The following is a 20,707-nucleotide window of genomic DNA, read 5'->3' as shown; positions in this document are numbered from 1 at the left end:
TCACTGCTGAGGTGACCAATGGAGGCTAGGTGGCGGGGGGAAACGCAGACACGATCGACCGCTGGTGCCAGCCTCTTGCGGCGTTGTCAAGACACCGCGAAGGCACCGCCGAGTGCGAGAGGCTGCCGTTTTCGGCCGTGCGCGGAGGCGTTTGCCAGGTGAGCAAGCCCACTCTGTGACGAAGCTTCGGAGGGTTGGGCTCCTTGGCCTGCCGGCCAAACCGACGCCTTGTCGATGGCGGCTCAGACGCGGTGGCACGGTCAACCGGTCGGGGAGGCAATCATATCTCTCGCGTCGGCCGTCGCTGACGCGACAGCCTCCAACCATCCAGTGCCGAAATCGCGATCTGGCTCGAGATAGGTTCCTTCCGCCCACTCATTCCAGGCATTGATGAAAACAGCGGCTTCCGAACCGGGCGCCTCTGATCGTGCGGTCTTGATGGCGGCCCGCAGCCACCGTCTGAAATTGGCCGGTGTCGCGCCGTGAAAGACGAAGGACTTGTTACCGCGACGGGCGGTATTGTCCCAACCCATCATCACAGCGCGATGGCGGAAGCCTTCGTTGCCGCTCGCAAGTTGGTCGATCACTGCGTCGACCGTTGCCCCGTAGTCGTAGACAAGGGCGGCGAAATTCTGGATTCGATCGCTGGCGCAGACGTCAAGCGGCTTCGAGGGGATGTTGTGTGGCGGGAACTCAAAGTAGGCGTCGAGGCCTAGATCGCGTGCATCGGGAGGCAGTGCTTTATCGCTGCCGATTTGAACCCACGCGCCGATAAGGTGGAGGTCCGGAAACCCCTCGTCGGCAAACGCGGAACGCAAACGGCGAACCGAGCCGCGTGCGTCTGGAATATGCGCGACCCGGTAGAGCGCCAGCATTGGCTTGTCATTAAAACGGAGGTAGCGCGGATCGCGCATGACTTTTGCGACGTCGGCCGCGAAGGAATTCTCCCAGTTGGGGAGGTAATCCTGCGACAACAGGATCTCTTCAGAAAGACCGTCCCAGTTGCGCGTCCACGGCTCATTGGCCCAGCACAGCATAAACGGGAAGTCAGGCGCCCCGGAGGACACCACCTGATCAAGCGGTAGATTGAGCAAGCGGCGCCCGTTGAACCAGTAATAGTAATAGGAGAATGCCGTGATTCCACTGGTCCGAGCAAGTTTTGCTTGGGCTTCTCGTGCTTCGGACAATCGAAGGTCGTAAAAGCCGAGGTCGGTGGGAAGCCGAGGTTGCCGATGACCCCGAAACAGCGGTGCAGCTTTGGTCACATTGCTCCACTCGGTGAAGCCCTCGCCCCACCAGGCGCTGTTTTCCGGGATTGGATGGAATTGCGGAAGATAGTTAGCGATTACGTGTAGCTTCCGGGAAGGCGTGACGAGGGGCAGAGGGTTTAGCTGCGCCGACTCGCCTGCATGCATCCCGGCGTCGTAGCAGACCAGACTGACGAGGCGCTCGACGGCGTGAGCGGTATAGCCGTCGTTTGATATCGGCTCCGGCTCAAAATCATCGAAGTTAAGGTTTAAGGCATTGATCGGGCGCAGGATCAAGGGGCGGATCCAGTACATCGACCCACCCACGAAGGACTGCTCGAACGCACTTGAATTGAGGCCGATATTTTGGCAGAGATCACGCACGCGTGCCTCATTTGACACCCAGTATTCGTGTCCTCCGAACATCTGCCCATCGGCGACTACAATGCCAAGATCCCCATCAGCCCTGAAGGCATCGAGTATTTTTTGCACGAGCGTTGGCGTGCCAAGTATTCCGCCGATTAAATGCTGTCGCCATTGATCGCCGCCTTCACGATAAAGGCTGCGCTTGGAGTGAAGCTTGCAAATCAGATCATAATTGAACAAGACGCCTGTGCGCAGAAGGGCCAGGAAAGGAAATATGTCACGGCCATGGTTATCCACAATCAATACTTGTGCGTTCGGAAAACGCCGGTGGATTTCGCACGCCAGATGATGAGACGCCTCCGTCACAAGCGTAACGAAAAGATCGAACGGATCTGGAATGTTTAGAATTGCCTCCGCCATCTCCGGCCACAGGTCGCTGTAGTAGACGTGCGCCACCACCGCGATCCTGGCTGCCGGGCGACTGTTGCGTAGCCGCACGAACTCGGGTCGTTCGTCGGGGGTGACCCAAGCCGGGTCGTGGAGCCGCTGCTGATCTGATGGCGTCCTCGGGGGGGCCTGCGGCAGCATCGGAACGGGTTCGGGCGGTTCGGCCAATACCTCCAGGGTATCGCCGGCCACTCCGGGCGGGTTCGGGGACGCCTGTGGCAGCATTGGAGCGGGCTCAGGCCCAGCCAATGCCTGTGAGGTATCGCCGGCGACACGACGCCGGCGGAGCGACCGCCACTTATTTGGCCGCGTAAGAAACCGCATTCCATGCAGCGCGGTGGGCGGAAGGACTGAGCCCAACTGGCGCAACGGCCGGGTGAGCTTCCAAGCCGTCGAGTCGCTGACAACGGCCAGGCTTTCCGCCAGATGATCGCGATCGACGCGCAGGCTGTGCAATTCCGCGTTCAACGTCACGTTCCAACGTTGCGCAGCAACAAGCTCCTGCCGCAAATCCTCCTGCTGGCCTCGCAAGGCCTCCTGCTGTCCTCGCAAGTCATTCTGCTGTCCTCGCATATCCTCCTGCAGTGCTGCGCGATCCGCCGCCTGCGAGGCGATGATCGCGGCCTCTCGCTGCTTGCTTTGCTCCAAGGCGCGGGCGAGTTCGCGCCTGGTGTCCAGAAACTGGCGCTCTACCTTACGGGTTTCTGCTCGACCCGACTCTGTTGCGGCGATCAGCGCAGCCTCGAGTTTGGCGTGCTCATTGCGCGACGTGTTCAGAACGGCTTCGAGGTCCTGGGCATGAGCGCTGGATTTCGTCGCGAGTTCCACCGCCTGCTGTCGTTGCGTCTCGACATGCAACAGCAAGGATGGGTTCTGCAGAACGCTGCCCGGTGCCAGCGGCAGCTCGGTATCCGAGGCGAGAGCCAGAAAGAAAGGTGGCTGTGGCACGCCTTCGGTCTGATGGAAGACGCTTTTGTCACGCAGGATGAAGCCTTCCAGCCCGCCTTCGTCCGGCCCATCGTCGCGCGCAATCACTGACCCGATCAATGGGCGCTGCGCGAAAAGCCTGACATGGGCAAAGTTGGTTTCGAGATAGGTCAAGAATTCATTACGGTCGAGCTCGCGAAGGTGCCATTCGTTGTGGTAGTCGGCTTGTTCCGTATAGACGGTCCGATTGGGCGAGGAGATCACCAGCAGGCCGCCTGGACGGAGCACACGCCGCACCTCGGCGGCGAAGGCGTCATGGTCGGTGAAATGCTCCAGCGTTTCGTAGCTGACGACGACGTCGATCGAGGCATCCGTGATCGGCAGCGCCTGGGCAATGCCCGTCTTGAACGAAACTCGGTCGCTTAAATAATTATGGTTGGCAAAAGAGACCGCCCCGTCGTCGGCGTCGACGCCGATCACGCTGTGTGCCGTTTGGCCGAGGAGATGGCTTCCGTAGCCCTCGCCGCTGGCGATATCCAGCACGTCCTTGTCATGGCAGAAGCGGAGGGCAAAGAGATAGCGGTGATAATGCTCACTTTGAATATCGCCCGAGTCAGCGTTACCCAGTAATCCAGATACGTAGCGTTCACCGCTGAAGCTCAACGCGTCGGCGGGTTGCGGAAAGCGATAAGCTGTTCGGTTCAAAGAGTGAGGCTCCAAATGGTCATTTCCATGCGTTTCCGCCGGCTGCGTGTGGGCTGCGGTGTGCGAGCACGGCCTTCGCATGCCGGCGCGTTTAGTGCATCTTCCGCCGACCCGCCACCCCCTCAATGATCGGGCAAACAAATGCAATCAACGGACGTCGTTGCACGGTGGGCAGGATTTTGTCCGATCTGTTCGCAGCAGACGTTTTTCAGCGCCCGGGACGCGTGGTTTCGGGATTATTTGTTATGCGAAACTTGTGATGGTGGATCGATCCCGCGAGAACGGGCGCTGATGTTGGCGATCAATCAACTGCTTCCCCATTGGGTGGAGCTTGACATCCACGAAAGTTCGCCGGCGCCGCGCGGGGTATCCAAGATTTTAGCAGCGCATGCGCCGCGGTATGTCGCGTCCAACTTCTGGCCTGACATACCAAGCGGAACTCCGTATCTGGGGACACGATGCGAGAATCTCGAAGCCCAAACATTTTCCTCCGAAAGCTTCGACTTGGTGATTACCCAAGACGTCATGGAGCATGTCTTTGATCCGCAGGCCGCCTATCAGGAGATCTTTCGCACGCTGCGTGCGGGTGGCTACCACATTCATACCACGCCGATTTACAAGGAGCTGGTGCAAACCGAGCAACGGGCGACACTGGGCCAGGATGGCAAGATCACGCACCTGGCCGAGGCGGAGTTTCACGGTAATCCGATCAGCGGCGAAGGCTCACTGGTGACATTCCACTATGGGTATGACCTGGCCGAGCTGATAACGCGATGGACGCAATTCGATGTGGAGATCCGCCGGTTTGCCGACCGTACTCACGGAATCGTTGCTGAGTTCAGTGAGGTGATCATTTGCGTCAAACCCGACTGAGTCCCGTGCTCTTCTGGCTTGATACTTACGGACAGGTTCGCCTTCCTTCGCGACGACCAAACTCGCGGTAGTGGAAAAACGGATTCATTCCTGCAAGCTGCACATCCGGGTTTGCGACCAGATAGGCTTCCGGGTCGAAATCCGCTGGCACAGGCAACTCTTTTCTCAGCACGACCAGATCCTGATAATGCAGCCCAGGAGCGCAGTTCCAGTTTCCGTAATGGATCGATTGAGGACGCTGGAACTTGCTTTCGAGGATCATATCGAGCAGCGTCGACTCATCGAATCCCACGGCGCTGTTCGGCCCATTGAACGTATCAATCACGACGTTCGCGCTGACATCCATGCCGCCTCTGAACAAATTCGAGCGGGCCGAGGCAACGCTCGCCCGGGAGAATGGGTTAAGTATAAAAAATGACAATACTGCGGTGGCCTCGTTCTTGAGGCGGTTCCAGATTGTGTCCAGCATCGAAACCGTTGCTGCCCGATCGAGATGTGTGAACACCGAAAAGGCGGTCACCAAATCGAAGTCCTGGTCCAGATCCTCGATGTCTTCCAAAAGCACTATATTGGCATCGTGATCGATGAACTCGGAGTACTTCGGATTGTCCTGCCGCAACGTATGGAACTGGAAATTGGGATGGCGTGAAGTGATCTCGCGCCGGCAAAAACTGACTAAACCAGGAATGATGTCCACGCCGACGAAGCTGGCTGTCGGTAGGAGATAGGGGGCGAGAGCAGCCGCCGTGCGACCGCAACCACAGCCGATATCCAAAACCCGAGATTCGCGACCGACGGCTCCAAGCTTCCACAATACTTCGCAAGAGAGTTGCCCAACCCCTTTGGCGTCTCCTCCTCCGACAAGGTCATTCAGTGAAATGCCTTTCAGGCGTTCGGTCGTCATCAGACCCCAGACCGTATCCATCGTCATCCGAATCTCCCAGGGACTATGCGACTTCGGCTCGCAGGGCCGAACCAGACATGCCGAACCAGACATGGAGCCGTTCGACGAGTGGGACCAGATTAATGAACTTCGCTTATGGCCGCCAGTGCGCAGTCCATATCGATGTCGGCAAGCCGTGTGAGTCGCAAGGTTCGAGGCGGCGCTCCGATGGCCCGGAAGGAGCCGCGATCGAAGACGGGACAAACAACAGATGTGAGACGCGTAAGCTTGCCTCTGGCTGCACGATCTGGGGACGCTTCGGATGGAAATGCGCGAAGGTTTCCCGTGCGCGTGCAACTCAGCCGCCCAGTCGCTACAACTGCCATTTTGCAGGCGGTTTGCCAGGGTAATCGCATTTGGATTTCTGTCGGCGCTGATCTCTGGACGCAGCGTGACCAAGGGAACCGGGGATGAACGCCGATTAGGAGTAACGCAGAAAACTTGGTCCAAAAACTTTAGTCTATCTTGTCCGCATCCGGGGTCCCAGCATCGTGCGTTCGAGGCAAGCGCAATGGCCTGGATAGTTTGCTTAAAGCCATGGACGCCACCCCACGTCGCTTGTAAGATTAAAGGTTGGAGTGCAAGCAATGAACATGTCCGTCCCGCCATCCAGCCGGTTTCCGCGGTTTCACGGCCGGACACAGCCAACGCCACCGCTGCCACCTGGGCTGGACGCTCGGTCGGCCGCGGTGCTGCGGGAAATCGTCGAACAATACGTCGCCACCGGCGAACCGGTGGGATCGCGCACGCTGGCTCGGCGGCTGCCGATGAGCCTGTCGCCGGCGACCATCCGCAACGTGATGGCGGACCTGACCGAGGCTGGGCTGCTGTTCGCGCCGCACACCTCGGCCGGGCGGCTGCCGACCGATTCGGGGCTGCGGCTGTTCGTCGATGGATTGCTGAACTTCGGCGAACTGACCGAGGATGAGCGGGTGTCGATCTCGGCGGCGCTGGCGGCCTCGGGGCGCAGCCTGGAGGACACGCTGGCCGAGGCCAGCTCGCTGCTGTCGGGGCTATCGGCCGCCGCCGGGCTGGTGCTGGCGCCGAAATCGGAAGGCGCGGTAAAGCATATCGAGTTCGTGCCGTTGGGGTCGGGGCGGGCGCTGGTGGTGCTGGTGAACAGCGACGGGCAGGTGGAAAACCGGGTGATCGAGACGCCGCCCGGGCTGCCGCCGTCGGCGCTGCAGCAGGCCAGCAACTACTTGAACGCCAAGCTGTCGGGGCGGCCGCTGGCCGAGTTGCGGCGCATGGTGGCCGACGAGATGGCGGCCAACCGCACCGAACTGGACACTCTGTCGACGCTGGTAGTGGCGGCCGGGCTGGCTACCTGGACCGGCGAGGGTCGCTCGGGCAGCCTGATCGTGCGCGGCCAGGCCAGGTTGCTGTCGGATGTGACCCAGATCGACCGGCTGACCGCGATCCAGGCGCTGTTCGAGCGGCTGGAGGCGCAGGAGACCATGCTGCGGCTGCTGGAGCTGGCCGAGCAGTCGGACGGGGTGCGGATCTTCATCGGCGCGGAAAGTGGGGTGTTCAACACCTCGGGCGTGTCGATGGTGGTGGCGCCGGCGCGCAACGAGAACGGCCGGATCGTCGGCGCCATCGGGGTGATCGGGCCAACCCGGATCAATTACGGCCGGATCATCCCGGTGGTCGATTATACCGCTCGGGTGATCGGGCAATTGCTGGGCTGAGCCGGGCCAGCGTTGATGAAATCGCAACAAACGCGCTGAAACAGGTTGTTCTTGGCGACCGCGTCGCCTAACTGATGGGGCGCCCGATCGTCCTTCCACAGCATTGCCGCGCACCCGGACCCCTGGAGCGAGGACCCCTGGATCGGGGACCGCTGGATTGGGGACCCCAAGATGGTGACGATGGCGAAGTCGTGGATGACTAGGCCGAGCCCGGCCATTACACGGTGGGGCTAACGCGAGATCAAGCTTTAGCCGAGGCGTAGAATGACCATCGATCAACAGCCACACCAGGACAGCATGTCAGATCATAGCGCGGCCGGACCCGAGGACTTGACCAACGCGGCGGAGTCCACAGCGTTGGATGACGCCCGCGATGGGGCCTCAGACGAGGCGCTGACGACGGAGCAATTGATGCAGGCGGCGACCGATCGCATTGCCGCGCTGCAAGCGGAAGTCGAGGAGATGAAGCAGCGCTGGATGCGGGCCGAGGCGGAAAATGCCAATGTCCGCAGCCGGGCGCGCAAGGATGTCGACGACACTCGGCAGTACGCGGTGCAGAAGTTCGCCACCGACGTGGTGGAAGCGGCGGATAACCTGAAGCGCGGCATCGACAGCCTGCCGCCGCCGTCGGACGACCAGCCGGCGATCGTGGCCAAGGTGCGTGAGGGCCTGGAGGGGGTCGAGCGCAGTTTCCTGGGTACGCTGGAGCGTAACGGCATCAAGCGCGATGATCCGGTGGGGCAGCCGTTCGACCCCAATTTGCATCAGGCGATGGCGGAGCAGGAGAGCGACACTCAGGCTCCTGGCACGGTGCTGCAGGCGTGGTCCAAGGCATGGACGCTGAATGGACGCCTGCTGCGTCCGGCCATGGTGGTTGTCGCCAAGGCGGCGAGCGAGGAGCTGGCCGGGTCAGCGAAGGGTTGAGCGGGCGGACGCCTGGACGCCGGAAAGTTGGGGCGCGGGCACAGTCCGGGGCGCGGCAGAGTTTGACGCTTGTGCGGGCAAAGTTGGGGCGCGGGCAAGGTCGGGCGCGGACAGAGTCGGAGCGAAGGACGTCGGGGCGCGGAGATCGGTCGTGATGCAGAGATCGGTCTCGATGCGGGGAAGGGTGTGGGTGACCGAGGGCTGGATACCGACAAAAGCCTTGGCAGGATCGGGTATTGTGACGAATTGGAACGAAAAAATCGGCGGCAACCCTTGTCCCAGCGGTCCGCATCTCATACATCGGTCATATTCGCCAAGGGGCAGTGCCGGTGCTTCGGGCCTCCGCTGTCCGCTGAAAGGAGCTTATTAGAATGAGTAAAGTGATCGGTATCGATCTTGGTACCACCAATTCATGCGTCGCGATCCTCGAAGGCAAGGACGTCCGGGTGATCGAGAACGCCGAGGGCGCGCGTACCACGCCCAGCATGGTGGCGTTTACCGATAGCAGCGAGCGGCTGGTTGGCCAGTCCGCCAAGCGCCAGGCGGTGACCAACCCGACCAATACGCTGTATGCGATCAAGCGGTTGATGGGCCGGCGCTATGACGATCCGCTGGTGGCCAAGGACAAGGGGATGGTGCCCTACACCATCGTCCGCAACGACAACGGTGACGCCGCGGTCGAGGCCAAGGCGCAGAAATACTCGCCGAGCCAGATCAGCGCGTTCATCCTTGGCAAGATGAAGGAGACCGCCGAGGCCTATCTGGGTGAGCCGGTGGCGCAAGCGGTGATCACGGTTCCGGCGTACTTCAACGACAGTCAGCGGCAGGCAACCAAGGATGCCGGACGGATCGCCGGGCTGGACGTGCTGCGCATCATCAACGAGCCGACGGCGGCGGCGCTGGCCTATGGCATGGACAAGAAGTCCGCCGGCACCATCGCGGTTTATGACCTTGGCGGCGGCACGTTCGACATATCCGTGCTGGAGATCGGCGACGGCGTGTTCGAGGTGAAGTCGACCAACGGCGACACCTTCCTGGGTGGCGAGGACTTCGACCTGCGGGTGATCGACTACCTGGCGGATGAATTCCGCAAGGAGCAGGGCATCGACCTGCGCCGCGATAAACTGGCGCTGCAGCGGCTGAAGGAAGCCGCCGAGAAGGCCAAGATCGAGCTGTCGTCCTCGAAGGAGACCGAGGTCAACCTGCCGTTCATCACCGCCGACGCCTCGGGGCCGAAGCACCTGGTGATGAAGCTGTCCCGCGCTAAGCTGGAATCGCTGGTCGACGACCTGATCAGCCGGACGCTGGAGCCGTGCCGGGCGGCGCTGAAGGATGCCGGGGTGAATGCGAGCGAGATCCAGGAGGTGATCCTGGTCGGCGGCATGACTCGGATGCCGAAGGTGATCGACGCGGTGAAGTCGTTCTTCGGCAAGGAGCCGGCGCGCAACGTCAACCCCGATGAGGTGGTGGCGATCGGTGCAGCGGTGCAGGGCGGCGTGCTGAAGGGCGACGTCAAGGACGTGCTGCTGTTGGATGTCACGCCGCTGTCGCTGGGCATCGAGACGCTGGGCGGGGTGTTCACTCGGCTGATCGACCGCAACACGACGATTCCGACGAAGAAGAGCCAGACGTTCTCGACCGCGGACGACAACCAGCAGGCGGTGACCATCAAGGTGTTCCAGGGCGAGCGCGAGATGGCGTCGGACAACAAGCTGCTGGGCAACTTCGACCTGACCGGCATTCCGGGGGCGCCGCGTGGGGTGCCGCAGATCGAGGTGACGTTCGACATCGACGCCAACGGCATCGTTTCGGTGCAGGCGAAGGACAAGGCGACCGGCAAGGAGCAGCAGATCCGCATACAGGCCAGCGGCGGACTGTCGGAGGCCGACATCCAGCGCATGGTGAAGGAGGCCGAGGCCAACGCCGAAGCCGACAAGCAGCGGCGTGAGACGATCGAGGCGCGCAACCACGCTGAAAGCCTGGTGCATCAGGTGGAAAAGAACCTGAAGGAGCATGGCGACAAGCTGGGTGCGCAGGAGAAGGGCGAGGCGGAATCGGCGGTCGCGGCGGCGCGTTCGGCGCTGGAAGGCACCGACGTCGAGGCGGTCAAGCAGTCCACTGAGCGGCTGAGCCAAGCGGCGATGAAGATCGGCGAGGCGATGTATAAGGCCGAGGCGGCTGGCGCGGCGCAACCTCCGCCGGGTGCCGGCCCTGGCCCCGGTCCGCAGGGGCCGGGTGACGACAAGGTCGTCGACGCCGAGTTCGAGGAGGTCGACGACAACAAGAAGAAGTCAGCCTGACCTGATGGGCTGACGGCCGCTGGGGATCGCGCCCGCACTTCCTGGAAGGCGGGCGCGATTTCCGTTTTGGGCAACGGATTTTTTCGCGCGCATCAAGGACGCGGCGCGGTATAAAGGGCTAGAATGGCCAAGCAGGATTATTACGCCACGCTGGGTGTGGCGAAGAACGCGAGCGCGGACGACCTGAAGCGGGCGTATCGCAAGCTCGCCATGCAATTCCACCCCGACCGCAATCCCGGCGACAGGCAGGCGGAGGCTCGGTTCAAGGACGTCAGCGAGGCTTACGACATCCTGAAGGACGACCAGAAGCGCAGCGCCTATGACCGTTTCGGCCATGCCGCGTTCGAGCAGGGTGGTGGCGGCGGCCCCGGCATGGGCGGGTTCGATTTCTCGGCCACCGGCGACTTGGGCGATATCTTCGACCAGATGTTCGGCATGGGGCGGCGCGGCGGCGGTCAGCGCACGCGCACCGGGGCCGACCTGCGCCAGGGCGTCGAGATCGAGTTGGCCGAGGCGTTCAGCGGCACCAAGGCTGCTCTGCGGGTGCCGACGCGGGTGAAGTGCGAGGCTTGCGACGGCAGTGGGTCGCAGGACAAGGGCCGCGCGGCGGAGACCTGCCCGACCTGCCAGGGGGCGGGCAAGGTACGGGCGCAGCAGGGGTTCTTCCTGATCGAGCGCACCTGCCCGACCTGCGCCGGGCAAGGCCGGGTGGTGCGCAATCCGTGCCGGGTGTGCCATGGCGCCGGCACCGTGCAGCGCGAGCGCACGCTGTCGGTGCCGATCCCGGCGGGGGTGGAGGACGGCACGCGGATCCGGCTGTCCGGCGAGGGCGAGGCCGGCGGACCCGGGGCGCAGAACGGCGATCTGTATGTACATGTCTCGATCCGGCCGCACGAGTTCTTTCAGCGCGAGCAGGCCAATGTGCTGATGCGGGTGCCGCTGCGGATGACTCAGGCGGCGCTGGGCGATGATATCGAGGTGCCGGTGGTGGATGGGTCTCGGGCCAAGGTGAAGATTCCGGCGGGGACGCAGACCGGGGATCAGTTCCGGCTGCGCGGCAAGGGGTTCTCGGTGTTGCGCAGCGCGGCGCGCGGCGACATGTTTATTCAGGTCGCGGTGGAAACGCCGCAGAACCTGTCGGGGAAACAGCGCGAGTTGCTGGAGGCGTTCGAGGCCGAGGCGACGCATAGCAGCAAGGGCAGTCCCGATCACGAGGGTTTCTTCGCCAAGGTGGCGGCGTTCTTCGAGGGCGGGCGCGGGTAGGTTTCGCCGTAGGTCGGTTATGTCACTGGGTGCCGCTCCGCGGTTCGGGCCGCCGAGCAGTAATGCCGCGATGGGCTATTCCACCCGAACCGCGCGACGTGTAGCGTTGGCGGCAAAACAAACCGGGGAGGCTGATAAATGTCCAGACGCGTGTTCCTGGCGGGACTTGCCGCCACCTGTCTGCCGTTGCGTGTGCGGGCCGCCGAGGCAACGCCGGGGGTCACCGCGAGCGAGCTGAAAATTGGCAATACCGCCGCCTATAGCGGGCCGGCCTCGGCTTACGGGATTATCGCCCGCACCGAGGCCGCGGTGTTCAAGATGATCAACGATCAGGGCGGCGTCGGCGGGCGCAAGATCGTCTATGAATCGCTGGACGACGGCTACAGCCCGCCGAAGACGGTGGATCAGGTGCGCCGTCTGGTGGAGCAGGATCAGGTGGCGTTCATCTTCGCCACCGTCGGCACGCCGACCAACACCGCGATTTACCGCTATACCAACGCCAAGGGGGTGCCGTTGCTGTTCCTGGGCAGCGGGGCAAACAAATGGGGGGATCCGCGGCACTCGCCCTGGGTGATGGGCTGGCAGCCGAGCTACCGGACCGAGGCGCAGATCTATACGCGCTATGCGCTGGCGCAGAAGCCGGAGGCGAAGATCGGGATACTTTACCAGAACGACGACTTCGGAAAGGACTATCCGGCCGGGGTGCGCGACGTGCTGGGCGCCGATTTCGACAAGCGCGTGGTCAAGGTGGTTTCCTATGAGACCACGGATGCGACGATCGATTCGCAGGCGGTGGCGTTGCAGTCCTCGGGTGCGGACGTTCTGATTACCGCGGCGACGCCGAAATTCGCCGCCCAGATGATCCGCAAGATCGCCGATCTGGGCTGGAAGCCATTGCACTTCATGACGAACGTTTCGATCTCGGTGGGATCGGTCATCACTCCAGCGGGGCCGGACAATGCCACCGGGATGATCAGCGCGGCGTATCTGAAGGACCCGACCGATCCAAGCTGGAAGGACGATGCCGGGATGAACCAGTGGCGGGCGTTCATGGCCAAATACATGCCGGACGCCGACCTGACTGATGGCGGCACGGTGTTCGGGTATGGAGTGACGATGTGCCTGTGGCAGGTGCTGAAGCAGTGCGGGTCGGATTTCTCGCGCGCCAACATCATGAAGCAGGCGGCGAGCCTGCACGATGTGGAGCTGGCGGTGCTGCTGCCTGGGATCACGGTCAATACCAGTGCTGAGAATTTCCATCCGATCCGGCAGATGCAACTGACGCGGTGGACGGGCAAGCATTTCGAGCGGTTCGGCCAGGTGCTGGAGGGAACCACGTAGGGGGCGGTTTGGTGCGCCCGGCAGGACTCGAACCTGCAACCGAGCGGTTATGAGCCGCCAGCTCTAACCAATTGAGCTACAGGCGCGCACGGCGCTTTAATGCTCGCAGCGGCGGGGGTGCGTCAACGCGGGGCGAGGCGGCAATGACGGCGGCCCGTCGCGGGAGGGGGTAGGCTGCGCCCGTCGCGTGAGGGGTCAGCCGCGCCGTCGCGCGAGGGAGAAGGCTTGAAGATCGCCACGTTCAACATCAACAACGTCAACCGGCGGCTGCCCAACCTGCTGGAATGGCTGCGGGCGGCGAAACCGGACGTGGTTTGCCTGCAGGAATTGAAGTCAGAGTCCGATGCGTTCCCGGTCGCGGCGATCCGTGAGGCCGGCTACGGAGCGGTTTGGCAGGGGCAGCGCAGTTGGAACGGGGTGGCGATCCTGGGTCGGGGTGGCGAACCGGTGCTGACCCGAAAGCAATTGCCGGGCGATCCGGGGGACAGCCAAAGCCGCTATATCGAGGCGGCGGTCGAGGGCGTGCTGATCGGTTGCCTGTATCTGCCGAACGGCAACCCTCAGCCGGGGCCGAAATTCGCCTACAAGCTGGCATGGTTCGAGCGGCTGATCGCGCACGCCGCGGAGCTGCGGGCGACCGGTCTGCCGGTGGTGCTGGCGGGCGACTACAACGTGGTGCCGACGGATGCCGATATCTATCCGTCGAAGTCCTGGGCCAAGGACGCGTTGCTGCAGCCGGAAAGCCGAGCGGCGTTCAGGCGGATGCTGGATCAGGGGTGGACGGATGCGATCCAGGCGCGGCACCCGACCGGGCCGATGTATACATTCTGGGACTACAAGCGCGACCGCTGGCGACGCGACGCCGGCTTGCGACTTGACCATATCCTGCTGGCGCCTTCGGTGGCGGAACGACTGACCGACGCAGGGGTCGATCGGGATGTGCGGGGCGAGGCGGGGGCGAGCGACCATGCGCCGACCTGGGTGGTGCTGAAGCGGCCTCGGCAGAGGGCTGGTGCCCGCTGAGCGGCCGGCGCGAGGCCGGCCGCCGCTGGTCTGGGCTGGGACTACTTGCCGCCGCTGGTGCTGGGACCTGCTTTCTGCTGCGTGGTGGCGGGCCGGTCGGCTTTCGCGCTGCTGTGGGTTCCCGGGACCACGGTCTTGCCGGTCGCGCCGGGGTGGGCGGGGTTCGATTTTGCCGCAGAGCCGGGTTTGACGTCGGCAGTTTCACTTTGGGTGCGGACACCGGCCGAGGGGCTGGCGGTGGTCTGTGCCATCGCGGCCATCGGGGCAACGGCCAAGACGGCGGCACAAACGAAGTGGTAGGGTTTCATCAAGTTCTGCTCCTGGAGCTTTTTGTTAATCGCATCGCGCGCATGTTGCGGCGACAACTCTAGAACGCGCCAGCGGGCGAGCGGTAAGATCACAATTTGGAATGATCGGACGAGTTGGTCGCGGAGGTTGACTGAAGCGGCGTGCGGCGACGGCGGCGGATGGGCTGCCGGTCATTGCCGGGGGGCGACAGGGAGCCGCCGACGGTGCTGACGGTCCGCGGCGCCGGGCGGATCCGCAGACACCGACTCGGCGGCACGCCTGGCGGCGTCCGCAGGAGGCTTCGGCCGCCCGAGGCTTCGGCCGCCCAGGACTTCGGCCGCCTGAGCGTCCGTCTGCCGAGGCCGTGGGCAGCCGGCTATCCGGTCAGAAGCCGATGGGGCCGACGGCACCGATCCAGCGGCTGACCTTGGATGGATCAGCCTTGTTCATGTAGAAGAAATGAACCATCGATGGCTGCTTGGGCGGAATGCCTGGGTCGTCGAATGTCATGCCGACGGTGCCGTGGAAGATCTTCAACGACGCACTGTCCCAGTATTCGACGACCTGATGATGCGCGGTGAAACCGGTGTCGATGAAGGCGCGCAGATTTTCGCGGATGGTCTCGCGTCCGTGCCAGTCGGCGACGCCGAGGTTGCAGACCGCGTCCTCGGCGAAGCAGTTGAAGCCTTTACCGAAGGTCTTGGCATCGATTTCCTGCCACATATCCAGCAGCCATTGAGGCGGCGACATTTTGGTGAAGCTCTGGGTGGTCATGTGTTGCTCCGTGGCTTGCGGTCGATCGTCCCGTGGCGGCGTTTGTCGGCCGCCAGGGTGCCGACCAGTGCGAGGCGATTGGGGCTTGCCCGATCGATGAACCCGGCGCGTCCGCGGACGCGCGACTTCACCCGACGCTATATGGCGGCGGCGGCTTTGGCGGAGATGCCAAACCGGCGTCGTTTTCCGCCAAATTGTCGGCGCTGTGGGTGCGGCGACGGGGCGCCGCTGCGCGGTGCCACCGTCGCGCAGTGCCTGGTGGAACCGTGGCTTGGTCACCGGCGGCTCGGTTGTGGCCAGGGCCGATGATATGGAGGCCGGGGTGACGCCACGGCGGTGCGGCGGCCGCGGGCCGTGCCTCGGGACCGAGTTAAAGCCAGCGGACGGCGATGTCAGGCCGGTTCGCGCACCCGCGTGCTGGAGGCTTGCGGGATCAAACAGCTCGGCAGCGGTTTCAACATCACTGGCGCAACGCCGATATCGGGCGGACTCGGCGTCGGTTCGGGGCTGTCGCCGCCGGGCGGCAGGTGCCGCGGCGGCGGACCAAGACGCCATAGCTCAGCGCCGGCGATGACGATCGGTATGCCGAAGGTGAGGGCCATGCTGCATAGCATCTGAGTGGCAGGGGTCATGACTGGTTGGTCCAGTTCAGCTAATTCGATCAGGCTTCATCGAAACCGCGGATCAGTCAACCGTGTGGCTCCGGCGTGTAGCTCCGGCTCGCCAGTCTCCGACCGGGCGGCGGTGCAGTCGCGGTCGGAGACGGGGTGGACAAGGTGAGCCGAGTCGCGGCAGGATTTGGTGGGAATGGTAAAATGCCCTCGCTTCGCGCCAGTCGTGCATCCCAGCTCCGCGTCGCACGCGGTTCGCGTCATCGAGATGCTGGCCTTTCCGGCGGTGCAGTTGCTGGATGTCGCGGGGCCGTTGCAGGTGTTCGCGACGGTCAACGATCTGGTCGCCGACGCTGGAGGAACGGCGCCCTATGCGCTTCGGGTGGTGGCGCGGCGCAGCCAAGCGGGAAGCGGCGAACCGGGAGGCGGCGGCGTGACCGCATCGGCCGGGTTGGGAATTTTCACCAACCCGCTGCCGCCGGTCGATGCGGCACTGGATACACTGATGGTCGCCGGTGGGCGGGGTATTGAGACGGCGGCGGCGGACTCGGTTCTGATCGACTGGGTGCGGCGGCGGGCGGAGCGATCGCGCCGCGTCGCGTCGGTCTGCACCGGGGCATTCCTGTTGGCGGAAGCGGGCCTGTTGAACGGCAAGCGGGCGGCCACCCACTGGTCGTTGTGCGCCGACTTGTCGCGGCGTTTCCCGGCGGTGCGGGTGGAGCCGGATCCGATCTTCGTGCGTGACGGCTCGGTGTGGACCTCGGCGGGAGTCACGGCCGGCATCGACCTGGCGCTGGCGCTGGTGGAAGAGGATCTGGGCCGTGGCACGGCGTTGGCGGCGGCTCGTTATTTGGTGATGTTCCTGAAGCGGCCGGGCGGCCAGGCGCAATTCAGCGCGGCGTTGTCGCTGCAAACGGCGGAGGACAAATTCGGCGCGCTACACGACTGGATCGGCGCGCATCTGGATCAGGACATCTCGTTGCCGGTTCTGGCACGCCAGGCGGCGATGAGTGAGCGCAGTTTCAGCCGCCATTATGTCGAGGCGACCGGGCTGACGCCGGCCCGAGCAGTGGAACGGCTGCGGGTGGAGGCGGCGCGGCGGCAGTTGTCGGACTCGGGCCTGCCGGTGAAGCGGATCGCGCAGCGTTGCGGGTTCGGTTCGGAGGAGACAATGCGGCGCAGTTTCCTGAGGCTGCTGGCGGCGACGCCGCAGGATTATCGGGCGCGGTTCAGCGGTTGAATGTGTGTGCCGGTGTCGCGCGGGGCTTTCGCGGGCGGCGGATTTGGCGCGCCGACGTGCTTGGTCTGCTGGAGCCGGCTGTCGAGGTTGGCGCGCGATCAGGTCAACTGCAGTTCGCCCAGATAGGCCTCGCGGATTGCGGGGTCGCGGCGCAGTTCAGAGGCCGAACCGGACAGCACGACCTTTCCGGTCTGCAGCACGTAGGCGCGATGGGCGATCGACAGCGCCATGTTGGCGTTCTGCTCGACCATGAAGATCGTGGTGCCCTGGCGGTTGATCGTGCGGATGATCTCGAACACCTGTTCGACGTATAGTGGTGACAAACCCATTGACGGTTCGTCCATACAGATCAGCCGCGGCCGCGCCATCAGGGCTCGGCCTATGGCAACCATCTGCTGCTCGCCGCCGGACAGCGTGCCGGAAACCTGGTTCAGCCGTTCCTTGATACGGGGAAATAACGAATAGACGCGGTCGAGGTCTTGCTCGAACTCCGGGCCGTGCTTGCGAGTGTAGGCGCCCATCTCGAGATTTTCGTACACCGTCATGCGCGGGAACAGCCGCCGCGCCTCCAGCACCGGGGCGATGCCGCGGCGGACGCGTTCGGCGGTGGACATTTTCTCGATCGGGACGCCGTCGAAGATCACCGATCCGCTGGTCGGGCGGACGACACCCATGATGGTCTTCATCGTGGTCGACTTGCCGCAGGCGTTGCCGCCCAGCAATGAAACGATCTCGCCGTCGCCAATGCTGTAGTTGACGTCCTTCAGCACGTGCAGGTCGCCGTAATGGGTGTTGACGTCGTGGAACCGCAGCATGTCAGGCATCGACCATGCCCTCGGCCAAGGTGCCTCGGCCGAGATAGGCTTGCAGCACGGCCTCGTTGCGGCGGACCTCGTCGGGCGTGCCCTCGGCGATCTTGTCGCCGTGATCCAGCACCACGACCTTGTCGGCGAGGCGGGTGACGACGTCGAGCTTGTGCTCGATCAGAAGGATGGTCAGGCCGATCGCGTGCAGGCTCTTGATCTGTTCAGCGAGTTCCAGGGTCTCGGCCGGGTTCATACCGGCGGTCGGTTCGTCGAGCAACAGGATGCGCGGCCGGGAGGCGAGGGCGCGGGCGATCTCGGCGCGGCGGCGATTGGCGTAGGACAGGTGGCTGACGGTCTGGGCGGCGCGCGGCAGCAGGCGGTTGCCGAACAGCGCCAGGATTTCGCTGGCCCACTCGCGCGCCGCGGCTTCCTCGCGGCGGGTCGCGGGGGGGCGGAACACGGCGGCGATCGGGCCGGTTTTCAGCCGCGCGTGCTGGCCGATCAGCACGTTGTCGAGCACCGAGAGGTTGGTGAACAGGCGGATGTTCTGGAAGGTGCGGGCGACGCCTCGGCGCAGGATCTGGTGCGGCGGCAAACCCAGCAGGTTCTCGCCGTCGAAGCGGATGGCGCCGCCATCGGCATGGGTCAGGCCGGTGATGGCGTTGAACAGGGTGGACTTGCCGGATCCGTTCGGGCCGATGACCGCGACCACGCTGCCGGCGGGAACCGTCAGATCGACCGCGTTCAGCGCCACCAGGCCGCCGTAGCGTACGGTGACACCGCTGACCTCCAGTCCCTTGTGGCCCTCGTGGGCGAAATCGCCGAGGCCGGCCAGCGAAGTGAAGCCGCCGCGTGTGATCTCGGCGTGCTGCTGCTCGAAGGTCAGCGCCGGCTGCTTGCGGGTGGCGGGGATCAGGCCGTCGCGGCGATACAGCATCATGAAGACCAGGATCAGGCCGAAGATCAGTTCGATCGACTGGGTCAGGTCGATGCGCAGCATCCACGGCTGGTTGATCGCATGGCCGAGGTCGTGGATCCAGCCGGACAGGTCTTCCAGGAACCAGGATTGTAGCAGTTGCAACAATACCGCGCCGACGACGACGCCCCAGACGCTGCCCATGCCGCCGAGCACCACCATGACCAGGATCATGACCGAGACCGGGAAGCCGAACATCTCGGGCGTGGCGGTCTGCAGCTTGGCGACGTAGAAGGTGCCGGTGGCGCCGGCGAACGCGGCGCCGATGGCAAAGGCGAGCAGCTTGGTGCGGGTGCGATCGACGCCCATCGCCGAGGCCGCTGTCTCATCCTCCCGGATCGCCATCCAGGCTCGGCCGATCCTGGAATCGCGCAGGCGGATACTGACGAACATCAGCAGTGCGACGAGCGCGATGGCGACGTAGTAATACGGGAAGGCCATGACACCGAAGCTGTGGCCGAACAGCCGCGGCGCCTGGATGCCGTTCAGGCCGGCGGCGCCGTTGGTGACGGAATCGACGTTGCGCACGACGATCGGCACGATCTCACCGAAGCCCAGCGTGACGATGGCGAGGTAGTCGCCGCGCAGCCGCAGGGTGGGGGCGCCGAACAGCACGCCGAAGCCGGCGGCGATCAGCGCCGAGACCGGCAGCATGATCCAGAACGAAACGCTGAAATGGACCAGGTCGCCGCCGGGGTTGGGGATGCGCTGCACCAGTTCGAGCCAGGCGAACGGCTGCCAGAACGGACCCCAGTGCGGCATGATCTGGAACGAGGTCAGGATGCCATAGGCGTAGGCGCCGATGGCGAAGAACGCGGCGTAGCCGAGGTCGAGCAGGCCGGCGAAGCCGACGACGATGTTGAGGCCGAGCGCCAGGGTGGCGTAGGCGGCGGCGTTGGCGGCGGCATCGATGTCGGCGTCGTTACTGTGCAACAATGGAAATGCAACGGCGGCGAGCGCGACCAGAAGGGTGAGGCCCTGCTGGCGACGGGCCAACGGAATTCTGTTGAGCAACTCGGTCATCGCGGGATCACGACTTGTTCGGGGCCATGCGGCCGAGCAGGCCGGCGGGGCGGAAGACGAGCACGAGAACCAGGATCGAGAAGATGATTACGTCGGTCCAGGCGGTGGCGATGAACTGGCCGCCCATCGCCTCGATCAGTCCGATGATGACGCCACCCAGCATGGCGCCGGGAACGTTGCCGATGCCGCCCAGCACGGCGGCGGTGAAGGCGCGCAGGCCGGCGGTGAAGCCGATGATAAAGCTGGTGAAGTTGTAATACAGGCCGAAGATCAGGCCGCCGGCGCCGGCCAGCGCCGAGCCGAGGAAGAAAGCGATGATGATGACGCGATCGACCTCGACGCCCATCATGCGGGCGGCTTCAGGATCCTGGGCGGTGGCGCGCATGGCCTTGCCCATTTTCGAGCGCTGGACGAAGAAGTGCAGGCCCAGCATCAGCAGCACGGCGATCGCCCAGATCAGGACTTCGCGCAGCCGCAGCACGGCGTCACCGATGGCCCACTGCACCGGCGGCAGCGGATTGGGGTAGTTCTTCGAATCCGCGCCGACCATCAGCAGGATGATGTTGAACAGCACGTAGGAGACGCCGATGGTGGTGATCATCGCCGCCGGGCCCTTGACGTTGCGCAAGGGGCGCAGCGACAGCCGCTCGATCACCACGCCGAGCACGCCGGAAAACAGCATGGTGACGAGCAGCGCGACCAGCATGACGCCGATCAGCGGCAGCCCGGTCATGACCACCGCCTGGCCGTTGATGCCCATCAGTTGCAGCGTCCACATGCCGACGAAGCTGCCGACCATGAAGACGTTGAAGTGGGCGAAATTGATCAGTTCCAGGATGCCGTAGACCAGCGTGAAGCCGAGTGCGAGCAACGAGTACATCGCCCCCAGGCTGAGGCCGTTGATGGTCTGCTGCAGTAGCAGGTCGGAGAACGACACGG

16 protein-coding genes and 1 tRNA gene are annotated in these 20,707 nt (G+C 64.0%); 8 read left to right on the top strand and 9 right to left on the bottom strand.

All coding sequences use genetic code 11. The features are described 5' to 3' along the window. Positions 1–260: 260 nt before the first annotated feature. Positions 261–3,692: a glycoside hydrolase family 99-like domain-containing protein gene (locus tag ACQY4T_RS04890; RefSeq protein WP_428538466.1), complete on the bottom strand. Its 3,432-nt coding sequence runs from the start codon at positions 3,690–3,692 to the stop codon at positions 261–263. Positions 3,693–3,833: 141 nt separating this feature from the next. Between ACQY4T_RS04890 and ACQY4T_RS04885 the strand changes: the two genes are divergently transcribed. Then, positions 3,834–4,565, top strand: a complete 732-nt coding sequence (locus tag ACQY4T_RS04885; RefSeq protein WP_428538463.1) for a methyltransferase domain-containing protein — start codon at positions 3,834–3,836, stop codon at positions 4,563–4,565. Positions 4,566–4,590: 25 nt separating this feature from the next. On the opposite strand, the gene ACQY4T_RS04880 is transcribed toward ACQY4T_RS04885, so the two are convergent. Beyond that, positions 4,591–5,496, bottom strand: coding sequence for a class I SAM-dependent methyltransferase (locus tag ACQY4T_RS04880; protein ID WP_428538460.1), 906 nt, complete (start codon positions 5,494–5,496; stop codon positions 4,591–4,593). Positions 5,497–6,101: 605 nt separating this feature from the next. Between ACQY4T_RS04880 and hrcA the strand changes: the two genes are divergently transcribed. From hrcA to ACQY4T_RS04855, 5 genes are all read left to right on the top strand, one after another. Then, complete coding sequence (hrcA, locus tag ACQY4T_RS04875; RefSeq protein WP_428542717.1) at positions 6,102–7,199, top strand: heat-inducible transcriptional repressor HrcA; 1,098 nt, start codon at positions 6,102–6,104, stop codon at positions 7,197–7,199. A gap of 264 nt (positions 7,200–7,463) precedes the next feature. After that, positions 7,464–8,123: a nucleotide exchange factor GrpE gene (locus tag ACQY4T_RS04870; protein ID WP_428538457.1), complete on the top strand. Its 660-nt coding sequence runs from the start codon at positions 7,464–7,466 to the stop codon at positions 8,121–8,123. 371 nt (positions 8,124–8,494) lie between these two features. Continuing rightward, a complete protein-coding gene (dnaK, locus tag ACQY4T_RS04865; RefSeq protein ID WP_428538454.1) occupies positions 8,495–10,423 on the top strand; it encodes a molecular chaperone DnaK in 1,929 nt (642 codons plus the stop codon). Between the two features lie 123 nt (positions 10,424–10,546). Beyond that, positions 10,547–11,686, top strand: coding sequence for a molecular chaperone DnaJ (dnaJ, locus tag ACQY4T_RS04860; RefSeq protein WP_428538451.1), 1,140 nt, complete (start codon positions 10,547–10,549; stop codon positions 11,684–11,686). A gap of 138 nt (positions 11,687–11,824) precedes the next feature. Beyond that, positions 11,825–13,027: an ABC transporter substrate-binding protein gene (locus ACQY4T_RS04855; RefSeq protein WP_428538448.1), complete on the top strand. Its 1,203-nt coding sequence runs from the start codon at positions 11,825–11,827 to the stop codon at positions 13,025–13,027. 9 nt (positions 13,028–13,036) lie between these two features. Here ACQY4T_RS04855 and ACQY4T_RS04850 read toward each other — a convergent pair. After that, positions 13,037–13,113: transfer RNA gene (locus tag ACQY4T_RS04850), tRNA-Ile, on the bottom strand. Between the two features lie 139 nt (positions 13,114–13,252). Between ACQY4T_RS04850 and ACQY4T_RS04845 the strand changes: the two genes are divergently transcribed. Beyond that, positions 13,253–14,050 carry an exodeoxyribonuclease III gene (locus tag ACQY4T_RS04845; protein WP_428538445.1) on the top strand — a complete coding sequence of 266 codons (798 nt, stop codon included), beginning with the start codon at positions 13,253–13,255 and terminating at the stop codon, positions 14,048–14,050. A 41-nt stretch (positions 14,051–14,091) separates the two neighbouring features. Here the strand turns inward: ACQY4T_RS04845 and ACQY4T_RS04840 are convergent, their stop codons facing one another. The 3 genes from ACQY4T_RS04840 to ACQY4T_RS04830 all read right to left on the bottom strand — a co-directional run bounded on the left by ACQY4T_RS04840 (position 14,092) and on the right by ACQY4T_RS04830 (position 15,744). Then, entirely contained in the window at positions 14,092–14,358 is a 267-nt protein-coding gene (locus tag ACQY4T_RS04840) for a hypothetical protein (protein WP_428538442.1), read from the bottom strand. A gap of 364 nt (positions 14,359–14,722) precedes the next feature. Beyond that, a complete protein-coding gene (locus ACQY4T_RS04835; RefSeq protein WP_428538439.1) occupies positions 14,723–15,112 on the bottom strand; it encodes a nuclear transport factor 2 family protein in 390 nt (129 codons plus the stop codon). Positions 15,113–15,504: 392 nt separating this feature from the next. Continuing rightward, positions 15,505–15,744 carry a hypothetical protein gene (locus tag ACQY4T_RS04830; RefSeq protein ID WP_428538436.1) on the bottom strand — a complete coding sequence of 80 codons (240 nt, stop codon included), beginning with the start codon at positions 15,742–15,744 and terminating at the stop codon, positions 15,505–15,507. Between the two features lie 175 nt (positions 15,745–15,919). Between ACQY4T_RS04830 and ACQY4T_RS04825 the strand changes: the two genes are divergently transcribed. Beyond that, on the top strand, positions 15,920–16,963 hold the full coding sequence (locus ACQY4T_RS04825) for a GlxA family transcriptional regulator (RefSeq protein WP_428538433.1): 1,044 nt from the start codon (positions 15,920–15,922) through the stop codon (positions 16,961–16,963). 98 nt (positions 16,964–17,061) lie between these two features. On the opposite strand, the gene ACQY4T_RS04820 is transcribed toward ACQY4T_RS04825, so the two are convergent. From ACQY4T_RS04820 to ACQY4T_RS04810, 3 genes are read right to left on the bottom strand one after another with little or no spacing between them, the layout of a single operon-like run. Further along, positions 17,062–17,787: an ABC transporter ATP-binding protein gene (locus ACQY4T_RS04820; protein ID WP_428538430.1), complete on the bottom strand. Its 726-nt coding sequence runs from the start codon at positions 17,785–17,787 to the stop codon at positions 17,062–17,064. Next, the gene (locus ACQY4T_RS04815; protein ID WP_428538427.1) at positions 17,780–19,768 is read right to left on the bottom strand and encodes an ABC transporter permease subunit; all 1,989 of its coding nucleotides are present in this window, start codon (positions 19,766–19,768) and stop codon (positions 17,780–17,782) included. The genes ACQY4T_RS04820 and ACQY4T_RS04815 overlap by 8 nt, the downstream gene beginning before the upstream one ends. Positions 19,769–19,775: 7 nt before the next feature. Continuing rightward, the gene (locus ACQY4T_RS04810) at positions 19,776–20,705 is read right to left on the bottom strand and encodes a branched-chain amino acid ABC transporter permease (protein ID WP_428538424.1); all 930 of its coding nucleotides are present in this window, start codon (positions 20,703–20,705) and stop codon (positions 19,776–19,778) included. Positions 20,706–20,707: the final 2 nt, after the last annotated feature.

Origin of the sequence: Rhodopila sp. (genome assembly GCF_965277825.1) — a bacterium.
In the GTDB taxonomy this organism is placed as follows: Bacteria; Pseudomonadota; Alphaproteobacteria; order Acetobacterales; family Acetobacteraceae; genus Rhodopila.
The sequence above is the reverse complement of the archived record's forward strand: the minus strand, read 5'-3'. Positions and strand labels throughout refer to the sequence as shown.